The 20,570-nt window shown below is 71.0% G+C and carries 17 protein-coding genes; 9 read left to right on the top strand and 8 right to left on the bottom strand.

Features of this window, described 5'->3' with window-relative positions; genetic code table 11:
- Positions 1-9: 9 nt before the first annotated feature.
- From ACIP4Y_RS08175 to ACIP4Y_RS08165, 3 genes are all read left to right on the top strand, one after another.
- Positions 10-1,071 carry an ATP-binding protein gene (locus ACIP4Y_RS08175; protein WP_401389378.1) on the top strand — a complete coding sequence of 354 codons (1,062 nt, stop codon included), beginning with the start codon at positions 10-12 and terminating at the stop codon, positions 1,069-1,071.
- Between the two features lie 56 nt (positions 1,072-1,127).
- Positions 1,128-2,861 carry a hypothetical protein gene (locus ACIP4Y_RS08170; RefSeq protein ID WP_401390629.1) on the top strand — a complete coding sequence of 578 codons (1,734 nt, stop codon included), beginning with the start codon at positions 1,128-1,130 and terminating at the stop codon, positions 2,859-2,861.
- Positions 2,862-2,928: 67 nt separating this feature from the next.
- Complete coding sequence (locus ACIP4Y_RS08165) at positions 2,929-3,354, top strand: OsmC family protein (RefSeq protein WP_030346724.1); 426 nt, start codon at positions 2,929-2,931, stop codon at positions 3,352-3,354.
- 73 nt (positions 3,355-3,427) lie between these two features.
- Here ACIP4Y_RS08165 and narJ read toward each other — a convergent pair whose 3' ends face one another.
- The 3 genes from narJ to ACIP4Y_RS08150 all read right to left on the bottom strand — a co-directional run bounded on the left by narJ (position 3,428) and on the right by ACIP4Y_RS08150 (position 5,862).
- A complete protein-coding gene (gene narJ, locus ACIP4Y_RS08160; protein WP_401389375.1) occupies positions 3,428-3,922 on the bottom strand; it encodes a nitrate reductase molybdenum cofactor assembly chaperone in 495 nt (164 codons plus the stop codon).
- Between the two features lie 152 nt (positions 3,923-4,074).
- Positions 4,075-4,938 (bottom strand): helix-turn-helix domain-containing protein, encoded by an 864-nt coding sequence (locus tag ACIP4Y_RS08155; protein WP_401389372.1) that lies wholly within the window; start codon positions 4,936-4,938, stop codon positions 4,075-4,077.
- Between the two features lie 99 nt (positions 4,939-5,037).
- A complete protein-coding gene (locus tag ACIP4Y_RS08150; RefSeq protein ID WP_401389369.1) occupies positions 5,038-5,862 on the bottom strand; it encodes a helix-turn-helix domain-containing protein in 825 nt (274 codons plus the stop codon).
- A gap of 157 nt (positions 5,863-6,019) precedes the next feature.
- Between ACIP4Y_RS08150 and ACIP4Y_RS08145 the strand changes: the two genes are divergently transcribed.
- Positions 6,020-6,325 carry a 4a-hydroxytetrahydrobiopterin dehydratase gene (locus tag ACIP4Y_RS08145; RefSeq protein WP_401389366.1) on the top strand — a complete coding sequence of 102 codons (306 nt, stop codon included), beginning with the start codon at positions 6,020-6,022 and terminating at the stop codon, positions 6,323-6,325.
- Between the two features lie 5 nt (positions 6,326-6,330).
- Positions 6,331-7,101, top strand: coding sequence for a methyltransferase domain-containing protein (locus ACIP4Y_RS08140; protein WP_401389363.1), 771 nt, complete (start codon positions 6,331-6,333; stop codon positions 7,099-7,101).
- Here the strand turns inward: ACIP4Y_RS08140 and ACIP4Y_RS08135 are convergent.
- The 4 genes from ACIP4Y_RS08135 to ACIP4Y_RS08120 all read right to left on the bottom strand — a co-directional run bounded on the left by ACIP4Y_RS08135 (position 7,098) and on the right by ACIP4Y_RS08120 (position 14,038).
- The gene (locus ACIP4Y_RS08135) at positions 7,098-7,475 is read right to left on the bottom strand and encodes an STAS domain-containing protein (protein WP_401389360.1); all 378 of its coding nucleotides are present in this window, start codon (positions 7,473-7,475) and stop codon (positions 7,098-7,100) included. The genes ACIP4Y_RS08140 and ACIP4Y_RS08135 overlap by 4 nt on opposite strands.
- A 5-nt stretch (positions 7,476-7,480) precedes the next feature.
- Complete coding sequence (locus tag ACIP4Y_RS08130) at positions 7,481-7,939, bottom strand: Crp/Fnr family transcriptional regulator (protein ID WP_401389357.1); 459 nt, start codon at positions 7,937-7,939, stop codon at positions 7,481-7,483.
- A 362-nt stretch (positions 7,940-8,301) separates the two neighbouring features.
- Entirely contained in the window at positions 8,302-10,971 is a 2,670-nt protein-coding gene (locus ACIP4Y_RS08125) for a cellulose binding domain-containing protein (RefSeq protein WP_401389354.1), read from the bottom strand.
- 151 nt (positions 10,972-11,122) lie between these two features.
- Positions 11,123-14,038 carry a glycoside hydrolase family 48 protein gene (locus ACIP4Y_RS08120; protein WP_401389351.1) on the bottom strand — a complete coding sequence of 972 codons (2,916 nt, stop codon included), beginning with the start codon at positions 14,036-14,038 and terminating at the stop codon, positions 11,123-11,125.
- Positions 14,039-14,299: 261 nt separating this feature from the next.
- On the opposite strand from ACIP4Y_RS08120, the gene ACIP4Y_RS08115 reads away from it, so the two are divergent.
- The 3 genes from ACIP4Y_RS08115 (at position 14,300) to ACIP4Y_RS08105 (ending at position 18,765) form a co-directional block, all read left to right on the top strand.
- On the top strand, positions 14,300-15,775 hold the full coding sequence (locus ACIP4Y_RS08115) for a cellulose binding domain-containing protein (RefSeq protein WP_401389348.1): 1,476 nt from the start codon (positions 14,300-14,302) through the stop codon (positions 15,773-15,775).
- A gap of 31 nt (positions 15,776-15,806) precedes the next feature.
- A complete protein-coding gene (locus tag ACIP4Y_RS08110) occupies positions 15,807-17,522 on the top strand; it encodes a glycoside hydrolase family 6 protein (RefSeq protein ID WP_401389345.1) in 1,716 nt (571 codons plus the stop codon).
- A 349-nt stretch (positions 17,523-17,871) separates the two neighbouring features.
- On the top strand, positions 17,872-18,765 hold the full coding sequence (locus ACIP4Y_RS08105) for a class I SAM-dependent methyltransferase (RefSeq protein ID WP_401389342.1): 894 nt from the start codon (positions 17,872-17,874) through the stop codon (positions 18,763-18,765).
- 280 nt (positions 18,766-19,045) lie between these two features.
- Here ACIP4Y_RS08105 and ACIP4Y_RS08100 read toward each other — a convergent pair whose 3' ends face one another.
- Positions 19,046-19,741: a glycoside hydrolase family 75 protein gene (locus ACIP4Y_RS08100; RefSeq protein ID WP_401389339.1), complete on the bottom strand. Its 696-nt coding sequence runs from the start codon at positions 19,739-19,741 to the stop codon at positions 19,046-19,048.
- Between the two features lie 207 nt (positions 19,742-19,948).
- On the opposite strand from ACIP4Y_RS08100, the gene ACIP4Y_RS08095 reads away from it, so the two are divergent.
- Positions 19,949-20,560 (top strand): hypothetical protein, encoded by a 612-nt coding sequence (locus ACIP4Y_RS08095; protein WP_401389336.1) that lies wholly within the window; start codon positions 19,949-19,951, stop codon positions 20,558-20,560.
- The last annotated feature ends 10 nt before the right edge of the window (positions 20,561-20,570 follow it).

Genomic DNA, 20,570 nt, shown 5'->3' with positions numbered 1-20,570 from the left:
AGCCCCGCGTTGCAGGCCGCCGTCACCGTCACCCCCGCCCGCGTCCCCGAACTCCTCCTCGGTCTCGCCACCGTCCGCCCCGTCTTCCTCTGGGGCGCCCCGGGCATCGGGAAGTCCTCCCTGGTGCGGGAGTTCGCCGCCTCGCTCGGCCTGGAGTGCGTGAGCCTGCTCGGCACCCAGCTCGCCCCCGAGGACCTGATCGGCGTGCCGCAGATCCGTGACGGACGCTCGGTGTTCTGCCCGCCGGAGGCGATCGCGCGCGACGAGCCGTACTGCCTGTTCCTGGACGAGCTGAACGCCGCCACCCCGGATGTGCAGAAGGCGTTCTACTCCCTCATCCTGGACCGCCGCATCGGCAGCTACGAGCTGCCGGAAGGGTCCATCGTCATCGGCGCCGGGAACCGTGCCACCGACAACGCCCTGGCCCGGCCGCTCGCCTCCGCCCTGGTGAACCGGCTCGCCCACGTCCACCTGGAGGTCTCCGCCAAGGACTGGCTGGCCTGGGCCGCCGACAACGGCATCCACCCGTGGATCGTGGACCACCTCACCGACCGGCCGGACCACCTGTGGTCCAAGCCGCCCAAGACCGAGGAGCCGTTCTCCACGCCCCGGTCCTGGCACATGCTCTCCGACGCCCTGCACTCCTTCGGCCAGGGCCTGGACGAGCCGACCCTCACCGTCCTCGCGCACGGCACCCTCACCCCCGCGCACGCCACCGCCTTCTGCGGCTACGTCAAGGTCGTCCGCAGCCGGTACGGGATCGAGGCGATCCTCAAGGGCGACGCCCGCTGGCCGCACCGCGTCCAGGACCGCGACCTGCTGTACTACCTCGCCGAGTCCTTCCGCGGCCGCCTCGTGAAGGAGCTGCCCGTCAACAAGGAACACATGTCGGAGAACGGCCGGCAGATCGCCTACCGCGCCAAGTCGCTGCTGGTGCAGCTCGCCGAGATCTCCGTCGAGGTCGCCCAGACCGTCATCGCCTCCGACGCCGACGGCAACCCGCTCCTGCCGTCGTGGTTCCTGGTCGAGGCCGCCCGCGACATGCCCCGCCTGGTCGAGGCCCGGCGGTGAGCCGCAGCCAGCCGAAGAAGAAACGGGACCCGGCCGGCGAGGCGTTCGCCGAGGGGATGCGGCTGCTGCGCGCCAACCCGGCCCTCGCCGCCGTCGAATTCGGCGTCTGCCGCACCGAGAACTGCGTCCTCGCCCCGCGCGAGGGCCTGCTCGTCACCGACTCCGACGGCACCGTGCACGCCCGCCCCGACCGGCTCGCCGAACCCGCCGCCTGGGCGTGGGCGCTCGCGCACGCCGCCCTCCACCTCGGCTTCGGGCACCTCCCCGCCGCCCCGGGCACGCGCCGGCAGCCCGACCGGTACGACCTCGCCGCCCGCTGCGTCGTCGTCAACCGCTTCCTGCTCGGCTTCCCCGTCGGCACCGCGCCCGAGGAACTCCCCGTGAGCTACCCCGACGGCGACGAGGAACGGCTCGCCGCCCGCTGGCGCGCCCACGGACTGCCGCCCGCCTACGAGCGCTGCGGTACCGCCGGCGCCGGACCCGACCAGGTGCTCACCGAATGGCTCCCCTGGCGGGGGCCCGCCCCGGACCGCCAGCTGGCGTTCGCCACCGCCCTGACCCGGACGGTTTCCGCCGCCATGGACATGGCCGGCGGACGCCGGGACAGCCTCGACGGCGAGCGCCTCCCGCGGCGCCCCTGGGAGCAGGCCCTGAGCTGGTTCGTCTCCTCCTACCCGCTGCTCGGCGGCATCGCGGCCGGCATCACCCTGGTCGCCGACGCCGAACTCGCCCGCGCCCACGGCATCCAGATCGCCGCCGTCGACCCCGGGGCCGGCGAGATCTACGTCAACCCGCTGCGCACCTTCGAGGACGAGGAGTGGCGGTTCGTCCTCGCCCACGAGATGCTGCACGCCGCCCTGCGCCACGGCGACCGCTGCGGCACCCGCGACCCCTACCTGTTCAACATCGCCTGCGACTACGTCGTCAACGGCTGGCTCGTCGAGATGCAGGTCGGCACCATGCCCGAGGGCCTGCTCCACGACCCGCGGCTGGCCGGCCTGTCCGCGGAGGAGGCATACGACCGCATCGCCGGCGACCTGCGCCGGATGCGCCGCCTGGCCACCCTGCGCGGCAAGGGCGCCGGCGACGTCCTCGGCGGCCCGCTCCGCCCGGCCGGCGACTACGCCGGCCTGGACGAGTTCTACCGCCGCGGCCTCACCCGCGGCCTCGACCTGCACCAGGCACAGGAACGCGGTTTCCTGCCCGGCGGCCTGGTCGCGGAGATCCGCGCCCTCAGCCACCCGCCGCTGCCCTGGGACGCCCAACTGGCCCGCTGGTTCGACGAGTTCGTGCCACGCCCGGAGCCCGTACGGTCCTACGCCCGCCCCGCCCGCCGCCAGGCCTCCACCCCCGACATCCCGCGCGCGGGCCGCTACTTCCCGCCGGAGGAGATCGCCCGCTGCACCTTCGGCGTGGTCCTCGACACCTCCGGCTCGATGGGCACCACGCTGCTCGGCAAGGCACTCGGCGCGATCGCCTCCTACGCCGAGGCCCGCGACGTACCGGCCGCCCGCGTGGTGTTCTGCGACGCCGCCCCGCACGACGCCGGCTACCTGCCGGTCACCGAGATCGCCGGCCGGGTACGGGTGCACGGGCGCGGCGGTACGGTCCTGCAGCCCGGCATCGACCTGCTGCACCGGGCGGAGGACTTCCCGCCCACCGCGCCGGTGCTGGTCATCACCGACGGCTGGTGCGACGTGCTGCGGGTACGCAGGGAACACGCCTATCTGATCCCGCAGGGAAGCCACCTGCCGTTCACGCCGCGTGGGCCGGTCTTCAGAGTGCGATGAGCCCGAGTGTGATCGGATAGGAACACCCGGGAACCCCGGAACCGCGACACTCGCGAAAGGAAGCATCGTGGCAACCACGCGCACCGCGCACACCGTCTGGGAAGGCAACCTGCTCGAAGGCAACGGAGTCGTCACCTTCGACTCCTCCGGCATCGGCCAGCAGCCGGTGTCGTGGCCCTCGCGCGCCGAGCAGGCCAACGGCAAGACCAGCCCCGAGGAGCTGATCGCCGCCGCCCACTCCAGCTGCTTCTCCATGGCCCTCTCGCACGGCCTGGCCGGCGCGGGCACCCCGCCCACCCGGCTGGAGACCAAGGCCGACGTCACCTTCCAGCCGGGCGAGGGCATCACCGGCATCCACCTCACCGTGCGCGGCGAGGTGCCGGGCCTGGACGAGGAGGGCTTCCGTTCGGCCGCCGAGGACGCCAAGAAGAACTGCCCGGTCAGCCAGGCCCTGACCGGTACGACGATCACCCTGACGGCCGAGCTGGCCTGACGCTCGTACGTCCCCGGATGCCGCGCCCCACGTTCGGGGGCGCGGCACCGCTTCGGCCGCAGCAGCGGAGCGGTCACGATGGCCGGCCGGTGTATGCAGTCGGCAATGTGGCGCATACAGCATCCAGCACGCCTGCATACGGTGTGCCGTAGCCGGTCAATCGCATACGCAGCCGCTCCAGGCCGCCGCGGTATGCAGTCAGCAGAATGCTGTCGCCGGTCCGCGCCGTGAACTCCAGCACCGCCGGCAGGAAGTCCGGCAGCTCCTCACCGCTGCACTCCAGCCCGTGCCGACGGTAGACGTCCGTGAACCGGGCCGGGGACATCCCGCGCCGCCGGGCGTCCCCGTCGTACCACCGGCTCAGGTACAGGCTGTGCCGGTCCCCGAGGCCGAAGACCTGCACGTAGTGTGCGGCCAGTTCCTCCGGCGGGGTCAGGGCCGCGTGGTCGGTGAACGCGCGCAGCTGCGGGGCGGCCTGGCGCAGCAGCGGCAGCCGGGCGATGAGGTCCTCGTCCGGGTAGGTCAGGCAGAGGGCCGCCGCCTGGTAGAGCACCGCGTCCGAGGGCATCAGGCCTCCTTCGCGTCGGGCGGTGGGTGCGTGCCGGAGTACGCTCCCTCGGATCAGCCCCGTACTCAGAAGCTAGGGGCGGCCCCGGAAACCCACCTGTCCGCAGACCCGTACGGGTCACCCCCGCCCAGACGCGGGTCACGCCGCAGCGCTCAGAGTCCCTCGCGGTGCTCCCGCAGCAGCTTCAGGGTGCGCTGCGCGGACGCGGACCGGGCCGTCATGTGGTCCAGCACCTCCAGGTGCACGGCCACCTCCCGGCGCGAGTCCAGGTACAGGGCGCCGGTCAGGTACTCGGTGAACACCATGTCGGGCAGCTCCGGCTCGGCGAACCGGAACAGCGTGAACGGCGCGTACGTCCCCGGGTGCGGGCCGGCCGCGAACTCGGCGATCTGCAGGGTGACCCGGTCCCGCTCGGCGTACTCCAGCAACCGGTCCAGCTGGTTCCGCATCACTTCGGGCCGCGTGCTCACCGGGCGCCTGAGCACCGTCTCGTCCATGATCACCCACAGGTGGGGCGGGTCGTCGCGCTCCAGCAACCGCTGCCGTTCCATACGCAGCGAGACATGCCGCTCGACCGTCTCCGGCGAGCTCTGCCCTATCGTCCCGGCCTCCAGCACCGCCCGCGCGTACTCCTCGGTCTGCAGCAGGCCGGGCACGAAGTGCGGCTCGTAGGAGCGGATGATCCGGGCGGCACCCTCCAGGCTGACGTACAGGCTGAACCAGTCCGGCAGCACGTCGTGGAACCGCTGCCACCAGCCCGGCTGGTTCGCCTCCTCGGCCAGCCGCACGAACGCGCCGGCCTCCTCCTCGGCCACCCCGTAGGTGGACAGCAGCACCTGCACGTAGGGGATCTTCAGCGCGACCTCGGCCATCTCCATCCGCCGTACGGTCGCCGACGCCACCCTCAGGACCCGTGCGGCCTCCTCGCGGCTGAGCCCCGCGGCCTCCCGCAGCTCCTGCAACCGCTTGCCGAGCACCACCTGCCCCACGGTGGGCGCAGCCCGCCGCTCACTCACGCCACGCCCTCCCCTGTGCGCCGACCGCAGCGGGCAGCAGTCTGTCACGTGTCGCCGTCTCGCACACGTGCCCGAGGCAACGAATCCGTTCCGGGGTGGTCAACCGGCCAGTGTGTGCAGGTACTTGGCGGTCGCCGGGTCCGCCGGCAGGAACGTCTCGATGGCGAGTTCGGCGACCGTGACGTCCATCGGCGTGTTGAACGTGGAGATCGAGGACACGAACGACAGGGTCCGGCCGGCGTGCTCGATGCGCAGCGGCAGCGCGAAGTACGGTACCGGCTCGGCCGGTTCGGTGCCCGGCGGCTCCTCGGGCACCGGGTAGGCCGCGACCTCCTCGTACAGGGCGCGGAGCCGGTCGGAGCGGTGCAGGGCGATCTCCCGTTCCATCTGGGCCAGCAGATGCCCGCGCCACTCCCGCAGGTTGCGGATGCGCGGCGCCAGCCCCTTGGGGTGCAGCGTCAGCCGCATCGCGTTCGGTACCGGTGCCGTCAGCTCCTCGGGGACGCCCTCCAGCAGCATGGCGATGCCCCGGTTCGCGGCGACGACCGTGTACCCGGCGTCGACCACCAGCGCGGGATAGGGCTCGTAGCCCCGGATGAGCCGCTCGATGCCGTCGCGCAGCGCGTCCAGCGCCGGATCGTCCAGCGGCGTCTCCGGATAGCGCGGGGCGTAACCGGCCGCCAGCAGCAGGGCGTTGCGCTCCCGCACCGGCACCTGGAGCTGCTCGGCGAGCCGCAGCACCATCTCCTCGCTCGGCCGGGACCGGCCGGTCTCCACGAAACTGATGTGCCGCGCCGAGGAGTCGGCACGCAACGCCAGTTCCAGCTGGGAGATCCTGCGCCGCTCCCGCCAGGCGCGCAGCAGCGGGCCGACACCCTTGCCGGTGACGGCGGAGGCGGTGGGACCGGACGCGGCAAGAGGCATACCGCCGACCCTAGTCGAGGCCGGCACACCGCAACGAGCCCGGCGTCCCGTGCCGCAGCCGACACGCGTCGCTGCCTCGCGCGCACCGCCGACGTGGCAGGCTGAACCGTACCCGCCTCTCCCCGCACGGGGACACGCACCGAAGGGAGCCCCGGCCATGGCCGTCGAACCGCTGTCGCAGAAGGAGATCGAGGACCGGCTGGCCGAACTGCCCGGCTGGTCGGCCGACGGCGACCGTCTCACCCGCTCCTACCGCCTCGGCTCACACTTCGCGGCGGCCGCACTGGTCGTGCACATCGCCGGCATCCAGGACGAGCTGGACCACCACTCCGACCTCACCCTCGGCTACAACACCGTCTCCCTGAGCGTGAACACCCACAGCGCGGGCGGCGCCGTCACCGACAAGGACTTCGCTCTCGCCCGCAGGGTGGAGGACATCGCCCCAGGCCACGGGGCACACTGAGCGATGTGCTCGATTACGAGAAGGAAGCCGTCGACTACGACGCCCTACGCGGCGGCGAGGCCCGCGCCCACGAGGCCGCACAGGCCGTCCTCGGCCTGATACCCGGGAGGCCGGGCCGCCTCCTCGACGTCGCCTGCGGCACCGGGATCGTCACCCGGCGGCTCGCCGCCGCGCGTCCCGGGCTGCGGGTGACCGGCGCCGACCTCACCCCGGCCATGGTCCGCATGGCCTCGTCCCGGCTTCCCGGCGCGGTCGTACGGGCCGACAGCCGCCGGCTGCCCTTCCCCTCCGGCACCTTCGACGCGGTCACCAGCATCTGGCTGCTGCACCTGCTCGCAGACCCCGACGACGTCCGCGCCGTCGTCGCCGAGTGCGCCCGGGTGCTGCGGCCCGGCGGGACCTACGTCACCACGGTCGACAAGGCCGCCGCGCACGACGTCGGCAGCGACATCGACGCCGTCCTCGCGGCCCGCCCGCGCCGCCCGGCCGCCGACGACCCCGGCACCGTCACCGCGCACGCCGTCCGGTACGGACTCCGGCCCGCCGGCCACGGCACCTTCCGCGGCACCGGACAGGGCCGCAGCCCCCGCACCACCATCGCCGACCTGCGCCGCGGCTGGTTCACCATGCTGCCGCCGGGCGAGCCGCGCACCGAGGAGTTCGCCGCACGCCTGGCCGCACTCCCGGACCAGGACCGCCGGCGCCCGGACCCCCGGTTCAGTGTCCGCGCCTTCCGCAGACCGGCGGCCGACGAGGAGCCCGGCAGTACCGGCTAGCAGGGGCCGTACGTCCCCGCCGTCGCCGGGGAGCCGGGCAGCCGTGGCTGCACCTCGAAGACGCCCCACAGGCCGGTCGCGCGCAGCATCCGCAGGAAGCGGGCGCTGTCCGTGACCAGCCGCAGCCGGCCCCGCCGGGCCAGGACGCGGTTGCGCGCCCGGCACACCACACCCAGGCCGGTGCAGTCGATGAACTCGGTCGGCCGGAGGTCCAGCACCAGATCGGGACACGGGTGCGCGGTGAGCCCATCGAGCCGTGCCGACAGGGCGGGCGCGGTCAGCAGATCGATCGCGCCGTGCAGCGGCAGCACCGTGGGACCGGGGCACCTGGCCGGCGGACCGGCCGCGGACGGGGACGGGGACGGGGTGGACACGGAGGTCAGACCAGACCACCGCTGCCGTACGGGGCGTAGAGATCGAGCAGCCGGACCCGGGAGGCGTGCAGCCGCTGGGCGACCACCCGGCCGACCCAGACCGCGATCGCCCGGCCCAATTCCGGGTCCTGCGCGCACAGGGCGCGCACGGGACCGGCGTCGAACGCGTAGGCCCGTACCGGGCTCATCGCCTCGCCGCCCAGCTGCCACAGGTACGGCGGGAAGTGCCAGGACCAGCCGATCAGTTCGCCGTGCCCGAGGGTCTCGATGACCGCGGACCGGCGGCCGCGCACCCGCAGGTCGAGGGCGACGGTGCCGGTGCGCACGATCCAGAAGCGGTCGGCGCGCCGGCCCTCCTCGAACAGGCGGGTGCCGGCCTCGAAGGAGACCTCGCGGGCGAGGCGCATCAGCACGTCCCGCTGCTCGGCCGGCAGAGCTGTGGTCATGGTGGTGGCGGTGGTCATCGCACCGGGTCCCTTCCTCTGGCTCCTGCGTCCAGCCTGGCCGGGGCCGGTGCCCGGCACCATGGGCCGCACGGCCCCGGCCGGGGACCTTCGGCCCGGGCACGGCGTCCGCGCGCAGACGGAGGGAGCATCGCCGGCAGGGCGGGAGGGAGGGAGGAGACGGGAAGGGCGCCACCCGCTTCTCGCGGATCCGGATTGCGCGGTGCACGGCAGTCGGCCGCTTCTCCGCGTGGTCGACGCGTCCTTCCCGCTGCTACCAGCACACCACGGGAACCGCCGCCGCACCAGGGCGGAGCCGCATATTCCACCGGTGGAGGCGGAGGCGAGGGCGCGCACCCGGCCGGCGCACGCCCTCGCACGGGTCAGCCGGTCGTACAGGTCTGGTCGCCCAGCTTGAACGACGCCGGTTTCGCGTTCGTGCCCGACCAGCTCCCCGTGAACCCGAAGGCCACCGACGAGCCCGCCGCCACGGTGCCGTTCCAGGTCACGTTCTTCGCCGTCACCGCCGGCCCCGACTGCGTGTAGCCGGCGTTCCACAGTTGCGTGATCTTCTGGCCGTTCGGGAAGGACCAGCCGAGGGACCAGCCGTTCCAGGCCGCCGAGCCGGTGTTGGTGAGCTGGACGTCCGCCTGGAAACCGTCCGACCACTGGTTGGTGATCTTGTAGGTCACGGTGCAGGCACCGGACGGGGGCGGCGTCGTACCACCGTCCCCGCCTCCGCCGCCCCCGCCGCCGCTCGGGTCGGAGGTGTCGCCGTAGATCACGCCGCGGCCGTTGGTCGAGACGTACACGCGCCCGTACACCCGGGGGTCGCCCGTGATCGCCGCGCCCGTCCAGCCCCACTGGTGGGCGTCGTCGTTGATCCGGGTCCAGGTCGCGCCCTTGTCCGTGGAACGGAAGATGCCGCGCACCCCGCCGGTCTTCGCGCTGGTGTACAGCGTCTGGTACGACGCCCCGGCCGCGGCCTTGCCGAAACCGATCGTGTCGGCCTGCTCGACGTTCGACAGCTTGGTGAAGCTCGCGCCGCCGTCCGCGGAATGCCACAGACCGTACGGGCCGTCCGCCGCCCCGCCCGCCAGCCAGACGTCGCCCTTCGTGCCGGGCAGTGCCTTGAAGCGCACGCTGTCACCGCTCGGCAGGCCCGCGGCCGAGGAGGCGGCGAAGGTGGCACCGCCGTCGGTACTGACGTAGAACTTCCCGGACTTGAAACCGTAGAAGGTCTTCGGATCGACGCGGTCCGACTCGACGATCGCGCCGGACGGGATACCGCTCGACGCCGACCAGGACGTGCCGAACCCCGTCGTGTACTGCACGCCCGTGCCGGCCGGGCTCCAGACGAACCGGCTGCCGTCCGCGGCCGCCGCCACCGTGCCGCCGCCCGAGACACCCGACGGGTCCGTCCCCGCGAACCAGTTGGCGCCGTTGTCCGTCGAGAACGCGATGTGCGGACCGGAGTCCAGGTCGCCGACGCGGACCACCGTGCCCGGATCGGACTCGGCGAAGTCCAGGCTGGTGGTCGTGGTGAAGGTGGGCGAGGTGTACATCATCGACGGCACCTTGGTCAGGTCCGTGTGCCGGAAGCCGCCGATGTCACCGAGCGCGCTGAACAGCTGGGCGCCGCCGGAGGGCGGTGCCGCGAGGTCGTTCACCGCCGTCTCCTCCAGGCCCTGCACCATCGGCTTCACCGTGAATCGGCCGCCGCTGTCCCACTCGGCCAGGTTCTCGGTGCCGTAGAGCGTGGCGCCCGTCCCGTACATCATGCGGGAGGAGTTGAACGGGTCGATTTCCAGCGCTTCCGTCATCCAGCCCAGCTTCGGCGTCTGTTCGGGCGGGGACGGGTTGGCGCTGAAGGTCAGCCAGGGGGAGGAGGACACGTCGATCGTGTACCGGTTCGAGCGGTTCGGGTATGACGTGTAGTCCCAGGCCTTCGTCCACGTGGCGCCGCTGTCGGTGGAGCGGAAGATCTGGGTGTCCGGCCACCAGGAACTGTATGCAGTCGCCATGATGGTGGACGGGTGTAGACGGTCGACCGTCAACCCGCTGAAGCCGTAGTAGGTGTCGGCCTCCGCCACGGGGCTGATGTTCGTCCAGGTGCCGGTCGCCGTCGCATACCGCCACAGCCGGCCCTTGCCGCCGTCGTACGGGCCGCCCTTGTCGCTGTATGCGATGTACAGGAAACCGTTCTCCGTATCCAGTACACCCTTGTGCGGTAGGTATCCCGTCGGCTGGCCCGCGAGCCGGGACCAGGTGGCTCCCGCGTCCGTAGAGCGGTACACCGCGTTGTCCTTGTCGGCGACCCCCACGTAGATCGTCTTCGTCGCGTTCCCCGACGCCCCCGTCGACTCGTCGAAGGTGACCCAGACGATGCCCTGGTTGTCGCTCGCGTAGCCGGTCGAGTCGCTGGGATCCTGCTGGTAGTTGCCGGGATTCGGGAAGCTCGTGACCTGCGACCAGGTCGCCCCCGAGTCCGTCGACCGCCACAGCCCCTTGCCACTGGGTGCGCCCAGGTACAGCACGCTGTCCTTGTTCGGGTCGATCGCCAGCCGCTCGCCCATGCCCCGGCCCGGCATGTTGCCGCCCAGCTTGAACGGCAGGTCCGCCTTCTGCCAGCTCGCGCCCCGGTCGGCGGAGCGCAGCACCGCGCCGTTCGTCGGATCCCAGCTGTTGGTGTACGTCCCGACGGCTGCGTACACCTTGTCCGGAGCCACCGGGTCGGACGCCAGGCTGACCACGCCGGTGTGGCCCCAGTCGTTCCAGCCGACCGAGTCCAGCAGCGGGGTCCAGGTCTTCGTCGACTCCTGCCAGCGATAGGCGCCGCCGATGTCGGTGCGGGCGTAGGCCAGGTTCTTCTCGGAGCGGTTGAAGACGATCCCGGGGACGAAACCGCCGCCGTCGATCCGGGCGTTCTTCCAGGTGTAGGTGTCCGCGGCCAGGGTCGTGTGCGGTCCGGACGCGGCCAGTGCGGGCGGGGTGCCGGCGAGCAGGCCGGCCGCGAGGGTGAAAGCGGCCACGAGGATGCGGGTTCTGCGCACGGTGGGGGTCCTTTTCGTGGGAGGTGCGGGGCGGCTCGGGGGAGGAGTGCGTGAAGGCCGGGCGGCCCCCTGTGCGGGTGGGGGCCGCCCGGCCGGGTGGCCCCGTCGTCCTGTGACGGGGCCGGGCACGCGGAACCTCAGCGGGGGCTGGCTATTCGAGGAGTTCCGCGTACGAGCCCATGGCCAGTGCGATGTCGGCCTGTGCCCAGAAGCGGTGGTAGGTGAAGACGGGTGCGGCGCCGCCCTTGAGGTAGGCCTCGATCTTCGACCAGTTGGGGTCGTTCTTGTAGAAGGACCGCAGCGAGGTGAAGGTGGAGGAGGAGTTGATCGCGTCGCCGCCCGGCATGGTGCCGGTCCAGCCGCTGGGCACGTAGACGCTGTCGGCGAACCGGCTGTAGTCGGTGCGGGTTTCGGGGACGGCGATGCCGAGGCTGTCCTGGTGGTGGTTCCACATGCCGTCCAGCAGCGCCTTGGCTGTGGACTTGGCGGTGGTGTCACCGGACCTGGCGGCGTAGTACGTCAGGGTCTTGGCGTACGCGGCGGCCACGCCGACGTCGTCGGTGTAGTCCGCGACGGTGACGTGCAGGGCGCTGTTGGAGCCGGGACTCGATGCGTTCCAGGTGTCGGGCTGGCCCGACCACTGGAGGGTGGAGGGGATGCGGTAGGTGCCGTCGGGGTTGATCGTGGTCTTGGACAGCGCCCACTTCACCCACTTGTCCAGGACGGTCTTGGCCTGGGCGTTCCCGGTCTGCTGGTAGTACTCGGCGACGCGTTCCATGGACCAGGCCTGGAAGCCGAACCACTGGTTGGAGGGTGGGTCGTGGTAGACGGGCTGCCAGTCGTAGTACATGCCGTAGAAGGTGGAGGTGCCGGCCGGCGGGCTGGCGTAGCGGCCGGCCCAGCTGTTGGTGGCGCCGCCCGCGATCGCGCCTTCGGAGGACTGCAGCCACTGGTAGAACTCCAGCTGCCGCTGCAGGGACTTGCCCCAGTCCGAAGCGCCGGTCGCCGACTTGGGCTTCAGGTCGGCGTTGGAGCTGAGCGCGTACGCGGCGAGCGGGTTCTGGTAGCCGCCGTGGACATGGCTGGAGCCGATCCGCCAGGCCCAGCCGGCGGATGTGTCGGTGGCACCGCCCCAGGCGTAGTACCAGGAGAGCAGGTAGTGCGAGGCGTCCTTGCCGGTGCCGGCCGGGCAGGCGGAGGCGCCCACACAATTACCGATCTTCTTGAAGTACTTGTCGTACATCGCATACCGCAGGTAGTCGCCCATCTTCGCGGCCTTGGCGACCGTCGCGGCCACGTCCGAGCTCTTGCCCTGCGTCTTCGCCCACACATCCGCCCAGTACGCCGCCTGCACCGCGCGGGCGTCGGCGTCCGGGGCGTCGGTGTACTTCCACTGCTTGGCGTAGGAGCTGTCGCCGGTGAACAGGTCCAGGTAGCCGTTCTTGCCACCGTACTTGAAGGCGTCACAAGTCGGCTGCGGAACGGTCTCCCAGACCGACTCCTGCGCACCGCGCTGGAAGGTGTTGATGTACGACGGGCCGGTGGCCGTCGGGCCGGCCTCGCACTTGCCGGGCTCGTTGCCGTAGCCGTAGACGTTGTCGACGTCCTGGATCCAGTGCATACCGTAGACGTCGTCCGTACCGTATGCAGTCTTCAGTTCACCGGATATCGGATCCGAACCCACCGACACCGACGTGTCCAGCTTCGCCGGATACTCGTTCGGCGTGTCCAGCTCGGGCGCGTACGTCGCCGGCTTGGAGGCGTTGTAGAAGGAGTTCGTCGGCTGGTCGGCATGCGTGGGGATCATGTACTTCTCCATGAGCCCCCAGGCGCCGTTGAACTTCGACCAGTCGCCGGTGACCTTGCCGTACATCGCCTGAAGCCACAGAAGGTAGCTGTACGCCTCCGACGTGGTCTCGTGGCCCTGGTCCGGAGCCTCCACGATCAGCGTCTCCACCGAGTGGTACGGGATGCCCTCGGGTGAGAAGTAGCCGTTCGCCGGGTTGGTGATCTTCCCGTACAGGTCCAGGAAGCGGGCGTCGTACGCCTTCGACGCGGGCAGCTCCGTGACCGTGACCGTCGCCTTGGTGTGACCGGCGGCGGACGCGGTGAAGGTCGCGCTGCCGCTGCCGGAGGAGTCGGCCGTGATGGTCACCGTCTGCGCGGTGTTCCAGTTCGACGGGGTGAAGGTCAGCGAGGAACCGCCGGTCACGGACAGGCCGGTGTTGCCGTCCGTACGGGCCGTGCTCACCGTCACGTTCGCGCTCGGCTGTGTCGACAGCTTCACCGAGAGCGTGGCCGACTTGCCCTGCTGCACGCCCAGTTGGCTCGGCGAGGCGACCACCGCGGGTCCGGAGGCGACGGTGATGCCGACCGGGGTGGAGGCGGCGGACGCACCCAGGCTGTCGTACGCCTTCGCGACCAGGGAATGACTGCCCACGGTCAAATCGGAAGTGGAGAGGGTGTACGGCGCGCTCGTGTCCGTCCCGAGCAGAGTGGTGTCGTCGTAGAACTCCACCTTGCTGATGGTCGCGTTGTCGGCCGCCGCCGCGGTCGCCGCGAGCGGCACCGCGGCCCCTTGCGTATACACCGCGCCCGCGTTCGGGCTGGTGAGCACGGTCACCGGCGGCTGATGGGCGCCGGCGCAGGCCGTGCCGTTGACAGTGAAGGCGGTGGGGGCGGTGTTGGTGCCGCTGTAGGTGAACTGGGCGCCGGTGGAGACGGCGGCGCCCGCGGCGATGGTGCCGTTGTACGAGGCGTTCTTCACCGTGACCGTCTGGCCGGACTGGGACCAGGTGCCGTTCCAGCCGTTGCTCAGCTTCTGATTGCCCGTGTAGGCGTACGACAGTGTCCAGCCGTCGATGCTGTCCGTGCCACGGTTGGTGATCGTGAGGTCGGCGGTGAAGCCCGCACCCCAGTCGTTGGTCTTGTAGTCGACACTGCACTGCACCGACGCCGCTTGCGCGGCCGGCGTGCCGGTGGCGAGCATCGACAGGGGCAGGGCGAACGCGGCGGCCACTGCTGTCCACAGCCGACGCACGGCTCTGCGTTTGCGTCCGGGATCCATGTGCTGGTTCCTCCTTGCGGGCGTGCGGCTCGGGAGAAGTCAAGGCTTGAACCAGTGGGAGCGCTCCCATAGTGAGGACGTGGTCATGGGTGGTCAAGGTGCTTGAAGAGTCGAAAAGATTCGACAGATCCGGTCGAGGGAAAGTCAAGCAACTCCCCTGGGCATCCCGGGCACTTGGCGCTACCTTTCCTCGCACCAGTGGGAGCGATTCCGTTCAGTCGACGCGTCCGTCACGGCGCGCCAAGCTGCAAGGAGTCGCTCATGCGACACCCCCCGCGTTCAGTACTTTTAGCCGCCGCCGGAGCGGTCGCGCTCGTCACGAGCGTGGTCGTGCCGGTGGTCTCGGCCCAGGGAGCCACGCCCGCCTGCACGGTGGAGTACGCCGTCACCAGCCAGTGGGACAACGGCTTCCAGGGCTCCGTGAAGATCACCAACAACCAGGCCGCGCTCAGAAGTTGGACACTCACCTTCGACTTCGCCGGCGGGCAGAAGGTCACCCAGGGCTGGAACGCCAAGTGGTCCCAGTCCGGCACCGCCGTGACCGCCGCCAACGAGAGCTGGAACGGCACGCTCGGCACCGGCGCGAGCATCAGCGCCGGATTCCTCGCCTCCTGGTCGGGGAGCAACGCCGCGCCGGCCGTGTTCAAGCTCAACGGCACCACCTGCAACGTCGACTCCGAGCCGACCACCCCACCGCCCACGACACCACCTCCGTCCGGCGGCACCGCCCCCGCCCTGCACGTCTCCGGCAACAAGCTGGTGGACGCCGGCGGCGCCACCCGGCGCCTGCTGGGCGTCAACCGGTCCGGCGGCGAGTTCATGTGCGTGCAGGGCTACGGCATCTGGGACGGTCCCGTCGACGACGCGGCCGTCAAGGCGATCGCCGACTGGAAGGCCAACGCGGTCCGCATCCCGCTCAACGAGGAGTGCTGGCTGGGCCTGGCCAACATCAAGCCCGAGTACGGAGGCGCCAACTACATCAGCGCCGTCAAGGAGCTGGTGTCCCGCGTCGAGGCGCACGGCATGACCCCGATCCTGGAACTGCACTGGTCCTACGGCCAGTACACCGGCAACTCGGCCGGCTGCTCGGACGTGCACGCCACCTGCCAGAAGCCGATGCCCGACCTGCAGTACAGCCCGTCGTTCTGGTCGTCGGTTGCGAGCACCTTCAAGGGCGACCAGGCGGCTGTGTTCGATCTGTTCAACGAGCCGTACCCGGACCGGGCGACCTCGAGTGTCACCGATGCCTGGAAGTGCTGGCGGGACGGGGGTAGCTGCCCCGGGATCTCGTACGAGGTCGCCGGTATGCAGGATCTTGTAGACAGTATCCGGGCTACTGGCGCCAAGAACGTCATCATGGCCGGCGGGCTGGCGTATTCGAACGACCTCAGCCAGTGGACTGCATACAAGCCCGCCGACCCGGCCGGCAATCTCGCCGCCGCCTACCACGTCTACAACTTCAACACCTGCTCCAGCGAGAGCTGCTGGAACTCCACGCTAGCCCCGGTCGCCGCCCAGGTCCCCCTGATCGCCGGCGAGATCGGCGAGAACACCTGCTCGCACGGGTTCGTCGACCAGGTCATGAAGTGGTTCGACAACCACAACCTGTCCTACCTCGGCTGGACCTGGAACACCTGGGACTGCTCCTCCGGGCCCTCCCTCATCTCCGCCTACGACGGCACACCCACCGCGTACGGCACCGGCCTGCGCGACCACCTGCGCGCCCTCGACCCGTAGATCACACGGAACACCTAAGGAACCCGCACTCATGAGTCGTACCAGAACATCACTGCTCGCCGCCCTGGCGCTGGTCGCCGGGGCCTCCGGGGCGGCGCTCACCACGCAGCCGGCCTCCGCCGCGGCCGCCGCCGTCCCCTGCACCGTCGACTACAAGGTGCAGAACCAGTGGGACACCGGCTTCACCGCCGCCGTCACCGTCACCAACAACGCGGCCGCCAAGTCGAGTTGGTCGGTGAAGTGGTCGTACGCCGGAAACCAGAAGATCACCAGCGGCTGGAACGCGAAGCTCAGCCAGAGCGGCACCGCGGTCACCGCCGCCAATGAAAGCTACAACGGCAGCCTGGCCACCGGCGCTTCGGTCAGCTTCGGGTTCAACGGCACCTACAGCGGCACCAACGCCGTGCCCACCACGTTCACCCTCGACGGCGTCACCTGCAACGTCGACGGCGGAGGCAGCGGCGGCGGGGGCGGCGGAGGCGGCGGCACCGGCAGCCGCGTCGACAACCCCTACGCCGGCGCCAAGGTCTACGTGAACCCCGAGTGGTCGGCGAAGGCCGCCGCCGAACCGGGCGGCAGCCGCATCTCCAACCAGCCCACCGGTGTCTGGCTCGACCGCATCGCCGCGATCGACGGCGTGGGCGGCGGCATGGGCCTGCGCGCCCACCTCGACGAGGCACTCAAGCAGAAGGGCAGCAGCGAAGAGGTGGTCCAGCTGGTCATCTATGACCTGCCCGGCCGCGACTGCGCCGCCCTCGCATCCAACGGCGAACTCGGCCCGACCGAGATCGACAAGTACAAGACGCAGTTCATCGACCCGATCGCGGCGATCCTGTCCGACCCGAAGTACGCCTCCCTCCGGATCGTCAACACGATCGAGATCGACTCGCTGCCCAACCTCGTCACCAACACCGGCAGCCGGGCCACCGCCACGCCCAACTGCGACACCATGCTCGCCAACGGCAACTACGTGAAGGGCGTCGGCTACGCCCTCGCCAAGCTCGGCGCCATCCCCAACGTCTACAACTACCTCGACGCCGGCCACCACGGCTGGCTCGGCTGGGACGACAACTTCGCCCCGGCGGCCAACCTGTTCAAGCAGGCGGCCACCAGTGAGGGCGCGACGGTCGACGACGTACAGGGGTTCATCACCAACACGGCGAACTACAGCGCCCTGAAGGAGAACAACTTCACCATCAACGACACCGTCAACGGCACCTCCGTCCGCCAGTCGAAGTGGGTCGACTGGAACCGTTACGTGGACGAGCTGTCCTTCGCCCAGGCCTTCCGCAACCAGCTGGTCTCGGTCGGCTTCAACTCCAGCATCGGCATGCTGATCGACACCTCCCGCAACGGCTGGGGCGGCACCGCCCGCCCGACCGGCCCGGGCGCGAAGACCAGCGTGGACACCTACGTCGACGGAGGCCGCTACGACCGCCGTATCCACATCGGCAACTGGTGCAACCAGGCCGGCGCCGGCCTCGGCGAACGCCCCCAGGCCAGCCCGGCCGCCGGGATCGACGCCTACGTGTGGATGAAGCCCCCGGGCGAGTCCGACGGCTCCAGCAGCGCCATCCCGAACGACGAGGGCAAGGGCTTCGACCGGATGTGCGACCCGACGTACACCGGCAACGCCCGCAACGGCAACAACCTCTCCGGCGCCCTGCCGAACGCGCCGCTGTCCGGGCACTGGTTCTCCGCCCAGTTCCAGCAGCTGATGCAGAACGCCTACCCGCCGCTGCCGTAGCCGGGTGAACCTCCGCCGGGGTCCGACCGCACCGGTCCGGCCCCGGCGGATCGCGCGTCCCCAAGCGAGTAATGGGCGGTGCGCCGAGGCGGCCGCGACCTGGGGGCCCGGCCCGGGAAGGACGCCCCGCCTCGTCGTAGGACCGGGGCTAGGACCGGGGCGCGGACCGCCGGCACGTCCCGATGAAAGCCGACGCGGCTCGATGTGCCAACCGGCCTCGTCCGGGAAGCGCAGCGGAAACGTGGACCTTGCCGTGGCGCGTCCTGCTTTTGCCGCATCGGCAACACCGCTGGCCTCCGACCGGCATGCCGTCGCACCCTGACCGCATCCGGAAGAGAGGCTGACCACCATGGCGCACGACCACCACGACACCAAGCACCGGCACGGGCACGAGCACGGCACGGACATCGACTGGAACGAGCTGGGTCCCCTGCTGGAGTCGCAGGCGGAGCTGTTCACCCCCGTCTACGAACGGGCCATGGCGTGGCTCGGTCAGGAAGTGACCGAGCCGGGGCTGATCGTGGACGCGGGCAGCGGTCCCGGTGTGGTCGCCTGCCTGTTCGCCGAGGCGTTCCCCGGGGCCCGGGTGGTCGCCGTCGACGCCACCGCGCCGCTGCTGGAACGTGCCCGCGCCCGGGCCGCCCGCCAGGGCGTCGCCGACCGTTTCGAGACCGTCGCCGGCGAACTGCCCGAGGTGCTGGACGAGTTGGAGTATCCGGCGGACCTGCTGTGGGCCAGCCGCAGCCTGCACCACCTCGGCGACCAGCGGGCCGCGCTCGCCGCGTTCGCCGAACGGCTCGCCCCCGGCGGCACCCTCGCCCTCCTCGAGGGCGGCCTGCCCTCCCGTTTCCTGCCCCGCGACATCGGCATCGGCCGCCCCGGGCTGCAGGCACGGCTGGACGCGCTGGAGGAGGACTGGTTCGCCCGCATGCGCGCAGACCTGCCCGGCTCCGTCGCCGAGACCGAGGACTGGCCCGCCCTGCTGACCGCCGCCGGCCTCAAGCACACCCGCACCCGCACCTTCCTGCTCGACCTGCCCGCCCCCACCCCCGACCGGGCCCGGGCCTACGTCGCCGCACACCTGTCCCGCCTGCGCGACGGCATCGGTGACGCCCTGGACGCCGAGGACCGCGCCACCCTCGACCGGCTCCTCGACCCGTCCGACCCGGCGAGCGTGCACGTACGGCCGGACGTGTTCGTGCTGGGGGCGTACACCGTGCACACGGCGGTCCGCCGGGGGTAGCCCGGACGCATGATGGGGAGCCGGCGCGAAGTGAGGGACTCCCCGGCGATCCCCGGCGTACAGGGGGGCAGGCATGACGGGATCCGTGTCACGCTGGTCGCCCCCGGCCGGGTGGAGACCCCCCTTCCGGGAAAGCTACGGCAGCCTGCCCCGGGGCATCTCCTGACCGCCGGTCGGATCGCCGAGTCGGTCGTCTGGGCGGTCCGGCAGCCGGCCGGGGGCGAGGCCGACAGGGTCGTCGTCCGTCCGATGGGGCGGCCCGACTGACGTGGGCGGTACGTCAGTTGTTCGCGAGGAACTGCTTGGCCAGCTTGTCGCCCAGCGAGACCGCGGCGCTGTGGCTCTCGATGGGGGAGACCTGGGAGTTCTTGAACAGGATGTAGGTCACACCCGAGTCGGTGCCGCCGGTGGCCGGGTCGGGGTCGATGCCGAGCGCCTTGGCGGTGGCGTACGACGCCTCGCCGATGATCTTCGTGGGGCCGGTGTCGCCGACGACGGCGTACTCGACCTTGTTGTTGTAGATGACGGCGACCACGCCGCCGCCCTTGATGCCGGCGCTGGAGTAGTTCCAGATGCTGCTGGTGCTGGGCACGACGACGTACGGCAGGGTCTCCGCCTTCAGCGGCTTGCCGTCGGACTGGTGGAAGGCGGTGTCGTCCTGGTACCAGGGGTCGCGGTTCTCGTTGCAGTTGGTGGTGCGCTGGCCGTCGCAGTCGATGTCCATGTCGGCTTTCCAGAACACCGCGCCGTTCTTGCCGCACACGGGGACCGTGGCCGAGGTTTCGTCGTCGGTCTTGTACTTGCCGTTGGAGATCTGCGAACAGGACGTCACCTTGGCGAGCAGGTCGGCGGCGCTGACCGTGCCCTCCTGTGCGGACTTGGGGGAGGCGGCGGCGGAGGCATGAGCGGGGAGGAGTCCGGCGGCGAGCAGAGCGGTGCCGGAGGCCGCGGCGAGAGTCAGTGTTCGAAGGCGCACGGGAACCCCTTCTGTTAGGAAAGTTTCCTTACCGAGTGTCGTACACCGTGGCGCTTTCGGCATGCCCTCGTCAACCCTCGGCTTGCGAACGGCCGAAACCTGTGCGTATTGCGGTGACTTACCGGGGCGTACAGACTGGACGGGACCGGATATTTCCCTCTTCGTCCGGCACTGTCGGCGGTCCCCGTACCCCGGAGGTGAGGGCTCATGTTCGTACGCGCGGTGTACGCGACCGGAGACCCGGCCCTGCTCGACACGGCCGTCCGGTCAGTGAACAGCGAGGGGCGGGACCTGCTGGAGGAACGTCCCGGATACCGGGGAGCGGGCGTGTTCGCGGACCGGGAACTCGGCAAACTCCTCACGGTGAGCTGGTGGGAGACCGAGGAGGCGCGGCACAACAGCGACGAGGTGATGCGCGAGCGGCGCGCGGCACTGCTGGAGCCGTTCGCGGGCACCGTGTCCGTCGCCAACTACGAGGCGGCGGTGTTCCACCAGGTCATGCACCCGCGACAGGGCGGCGGACTGCGCGTGACGAGGATGGAGTTCGACCCGCGGGACGCGGATCTCGTCGTCGACACCTTCCGGGCCACGGTGGTGCCGCGGACCGAGGCGCTGCCCGGCCTGGCCGGGGTCTCCCTGCTGATCGACCGTGAACGGGGGCGGGCCATGGGCGGCACCCTGTTCGTCGACCGTGCCTCCCTGGCCGCCTCGCGCGCGGCCGTGGCGCCCGTGCGCCACGACGTGTCGGCGAAGGCGCACGTGGACGTCGTCGGCCTGGAGGAGCTCGAGGTGGTGCACGCGGACGTGCGCTTCGAGTGAGCCGGGACGC

This window comes from Streptomyces sp. NPDC088810, from assembly GCF_044750305.1.
GTDB lineage: Bacteria > Actinomycetota > Actinomycetes > Streptomycetales > Streptomycetaceae > Streptomyces.
The sequence above is the reverse complement of the archived record's forward strand: the minus strand, read 5'-3'. Positions and strand labels throughout refer to the sequence as shown.